The organism is Pseudomonas sp. C6002 (assembly GCF_013385805.1).
Classification (GTDB): domain Bacteria; phylum Pseudomonadota; class Gammaproteobacteria; order Pseudomonadales; family Pseudomonadaceae; genus Aquipseudomonas.
The window spans coordinates 55,962-59,410 of the sequence record NZ_JACAPH010000023.1 but is presented as its reverse complement, the minus strand read 5'-3'; the positions used below and the strand labels follow the sequence as shown (position 1 = coordinate 59,410).

Annotated in this window: 2 protein-coding genes; one reads left to right on the top strand and one right to left on the bottom strand. The window is 60.2% G+C overall.

Going from position 1 to position 3,449, the window contains the following annotated elements:
* Positions 1–33 precede the first annotated feature (33 nt).
* Complete coding sequence (locus HX817_RS16215; RefSeq protein WP_003217133.1) at positions 34–729, bottom strand: pirin family protein; 696 nt, start codon at positions 727–729, stop codon at positions 34–36.
* A 218-nt stretch (positions 730–947) separates the two neighbouring features.
* Between HX817_RS16215 and HX817_RS16210 the strand changes: the two genes are divergently transcribed.
* On the top strand, positions 948–3,416 hold the full coding sequence (locus HX817_RS16210) for a UvrD-helicase domain-containing protein (protein WP_177040579.1): 2,469 nt from the start codon (positions 948–950) through the stop codon (positions 3,414–3,416).
* Positions 3,417–3,449: the final 33 nt, after the last annotated feature.

Here is a 3,449-nt window from a genome sequence, read left to right as displayed (position 1 = left end):
GGGAGCAAGCTCCCTTGCCACATTCAAGCTCGGTCAGGCGAGGTCGACCAACACGATCTCGCTGTCCTCAACCGCTGTCACCCGCAGTACCTGCTCATCCTCAACCGCCACACCGTCTCGAGCTTGTGCACGCAAGCCATTGACTTCAATCACCCCGGTGGCCGGTACCAGGTACGCCCGGCGTCCGTTGTCCAGCCGATACTCGGCACTTTCACCGGCTTTCAGGTTTGCCGCTACCAAGCGTGCATCGGCCCGAATCCGCAGGCTTTCGCTGTCTCCGGCCTTGCCACTGGCCAGGGTCACAAACCCTTCGCGGTCACCTTTCGGAAACGGCTTCGCGCCCCACGACGGCGGCAAACCGGCCTCATTGGGTATGATCCAGATCTGGAAAATCTTGGTCGGCGTAGCTTCCAGGTTGTACTCGCTGTGGGCGATCCCGGTGCCGGCGCTCATTACCTGGACGTCGCCGGCCTCGGTGCGGCCCTGGTTGCCCAGGTTGTCGGCATGGCTGATGGCGCCCTCACGCACATAGGTGATGATTTCCATGTCCCGGTGCGGGTGCTGCGGGAAGCCGGTGCCCGGTGCGATGAGGTCATCGTTCCACACCCGCAGGTTGCCCCAGTGCATGCGCTTGGGGTCATGGTATTCGGCAAACGAAAAGTGGTGGTGAGCGTCCAGCCAACCGTGATTGGCGCCGCCCAGGGTGTTGAAAGGTCGAAGTTCAAGCATGATCGTCTCCTGTGGATGGGAGCTATCATCCAGCAGCGCCAGATCGATAAAAAGCGTAAAAAATGCTGGATTCCTATCGAATGCTTCGATGCCGATGCTCAGGACTTGTCTTCACTTCATCGCCTAACTGCATGAGCGCAAAGCAATTGGCTGGAACTGTGGGGCATTTGCGGCGACCATAGGGCTCTTGTCCGAGTTAAAGCATCGCAGGAGTCCGCGTGCCGCAACACACCCCCGATCTGCCTCCCGAACTGCGGCCACTGGCCGAAATGCCCCTGTTGAAACGGCTCGCCGCCCGATTATTCGGTCACGGCCTGACGCGCCTGCGGGCACAGCACCGTTTCTCATGGCTGCATGGCCAGGCCGACGGCTTTCGCAGTGGCCACACGGCCGGCGTGGAGTATGGCTATAAGGAAGGCAAGGCGGATGGTATCGAAGAAGGCCGCCAGGTCCTGCTGATTCGTGACTTCCGGCCGGATGAGCACACTGCGCCGGGTGTTGACGACAATCTGTTCGATGATTGGCGCCTGCCGCTGACCGCCGAATTGAAAAAACGCATCAAGGCTGATGTGGCGCGCCTGCTGCCGGCCCATGGCCAGCCGAGTGCGGCGCAATGGAAGATGATTTTCAGCGATACGCCGTCCACCTCGGTGATCGCCGGCGCCGGCGCGGGTAAATCCACCTCGCTGGTGCTGCGTATCCTGCTGCTGACCCATTACCTGGGCTTCGAGCTGAGCTCGATGACGGTGGTGACCTTCACCCGTGAGTCGCGCAAGGACTTCATCAACAAGCTCATGGAAATTCTCGCCTTGTGGGGCCAACCCCTTGGTATGAAAGAAGCGCAAGCGGTGGTGCGGACCTTTCACTCACGCATCCTGCCAATGGTGCGCAGCCTGCCGGGCCTTGAGCGGCTGCAGGCGTTCGAGAACCTCAATGCGCGGACCGAAGCGGGCTTTGATGAGGCCGACAGCAACCCCTTCGAATTGCGGATCAACGACGCCCAGCGCCAGCAACTGAATGCCTGCTATCACCGGCTGCATGGCCGCCATGAACGCTTCCGCGAACTGATCGCCCCGCTGGCGCGCCATGCCCTGCAACTCAAGGAGCTGGAGCGCGATCACCCGGACGTGCAAAAACGCGTGGCGGTGACCGAACTGGCGGCCAAGCGCGATGAAGAACTCTGCGATGTGATCGAAGACCTGTGGTTTCGTGCCGGCGCCTGGCCGATCAAGGGCATCGAGCCCAATCGCCAGACGTTCGATATCAACGGCGCGAAGTTTCACTGCCATGGCTACATTGCCGAACTGGATGCCTGGGTCGTACTGGGCTTCGACCCGCGGGAAAATGCCCAGGTCAGTCGACCCGGGTCCAAGCTGTCAGTACGTGCCGAATGGGCGGTAAAGCGAACCCTGTTTCAAGCTTTCTGCCGTAAACCATTGATATGGCTAGAAAGCTACGAGTCTTCCAAGCGGCTTTTAAGCAGCCTGGCAGGTGACGCAACAGCGGGCCCGGGCTTCGATTACAAGGTCAAGGGCGAGCTGGGTTCGGCACCGTTGCTGGACAGCTTTGTTGCCGCCGCCGGGTTCATCGAGAACCTCGGGCTGGATGTGCCCACCGCCGTGGGCAAGATGAGTTTTGCCAAGGATGATCCAGACCGTTTTTACTTCGAGGCACTGAGCATTTTCTGGAAGGCCCTCGAAGATCACTTGCTGGACCAGTCGCCACCGGTCATGACCTACAACCGGATGTTCTCGCTGTTTGGCGAAAACACCCCGGAGAACCTGAAGTTGCTCAGCGACCCGCTGCTACGGCCGATGTCGCACCTGATGATCGACGAATTCCAGGACGTATCGCCGCAGATCGTCTCGTGGATCCGGGCCAGCCTGCGGGAGATCCGCAGCCGCGGGCCGGCCATGCACGTGGGGCGCGGGGCCCAGCGCTCTTCGCTGTTGTGCGTGGGCGATGACTGGCAGTCGATCTATGGCTGGCGTGGCAGTTCGCCCAAGTATTTCATGGAGTTCAACAAGGAGTTCCCGTCACCCACGACCACCCGGGTGATGCTGGGCGAGAACTACCGCAGCCATCAGCACGTGATCGATGCTGCCGAGCACATTGTGCGGGCGGCCCCGGCCATCAGCGGCAAGAAAGCCAAGGCCAGTGGAACCGCGAAGGAGTTGGTGCCGGTCACGGTGCGTGACCGTGACGATGCGGCGCTGGGCCAACAACTGCTGGCGCACTATCAAAAGGGTGATTCGGTGTTAATGCTGTATCGAAAAAGCAGCGATAAGTCATTGATGCAAGAGCATATTCAGTCGGTAGTTAATGTGGATTCTAGTTTGCCGTACGGCAGCCGCCGACTCAAGCAACTGACTTATCACAGCGCCAAGGGCTTGCAGGCGGATGCGGTATTCCTGCTGGGCGACTGCCAGCACTTGACCAGTTCGCCGTACAAGAACCAGGTCTACCGCATGGCAGGACTGGGCAAGGACGGCGATACCGAAGCTTACGACAGCGCGCAGAAAGACGAAGTGCTGCGCCTGGCCTACGTGGGCATTACCCGGGCGGTGAGCCATTGCTATTGGTATGTCGACGGCCAGGATGGCCAAGGGGTGAATGTGCCAAAGGCTTCGGACCGGGTTGCCGGGGACAAACCGTTTTTTGACGACCAGCGCATCAGCAAATCATAAGGGGTGACGTTGAATCCTGTGGCGAGGGAGCTT